General features: G+C 63.6%; 1 pseudogene. It reads left to right on the top strand.

The window, feature by feature from the left end:
* A pseudogene (locus tag ACYVF3_RS32575) lies at positions 1–996 on the top strand (IS3 family transposase); the annotation flags it as partial.

Raw genomic sequence — 996 nt, 5'->3', positions numbered from 1 at the left:
ACCCGTGAGGGTGTGACTCGTGAGGAGTCGGCTGAGCTGCGGGAACTCCGCAAGCGCAACCGGCTGCTGGAGCAGGAGAACGAGGTCCTGCGTAAGGCCGCGGCGTATTTGTCCCAGGGTGCTCTGCGGGGAAAATAGCTTTCCCGCTCGTCCGTGACCTGGCCGCCGCCGACGCCCCGATCAGGGTGCCGGTGGCGGTGACGTGCAGGGTGCTGGGTATCTCCCGGCAGGCCTACTACCAGTGGGAATCCGACCCGGTCTCGCAACGCGACTGGGACGACGCCCATCTGATCAAGGCCGCCCTCGAGATCCATTCCGATGATCCGACCGAGGGGTATCGGTTCATCGCCGACGAACTCGCCCGGCGAGGCTTCGCGGCCTCGGAGAACCGGGTATGGCGGATCTGCTCGATGCAGAAGATCTTTTCCTTGCATGCCAAGAAAAAGGCACGCAATCCGAAGGCCGGACCGCCGGTGCACGACGACCTCGTGGACCGCGATTTCACCGCTACCGCACCGAATACCAAGTGGTTGACAGACATCACAGAGCATTCCACCGCCGAGGGCAAGCTGTACCTGTGCGCGGTCAAGGACTGCTACTCCAACCGCATCGTCGGCTACTCGATCGGCCCCCGGATGCGCTCGTCGTTGGCCGTGGCCGCGTTACGCAACGCCATCGCCCTGCGCAACCCGCAGGGCGTGATCGTGCATTCGGACAGGGGCAGTCAATTTCGATCCAGAAGCTACGGGCGTCTGCTTCGCTCGCACGGGCTGACCGGCTCCATGGGTCGGGTCGGCGCCTGCGGCGACAACGCCGCCATGGAGTCCTTCTTTTCCTTGCTACAGAAGAACATTCTCAACACCAGACGCTGGAAGAGTCGGGAGGAACTACGGCTGGCGATCGTGTCCTGGATCGAGACCAAATACCACCGCCGGCGACGGCAACGCCGCCTCGGCAAACTCACCCCAGTCGAGTTTGAGACCATCTACACCGCCG

It is taken from the genome of Saccharopolyspora tripterygii (assembly GCF_054778355.1).
Note: the sequence above shows the minus strand (reverse complement) of the source record. Positions and strands in the feature narration are given on the sequence as shown.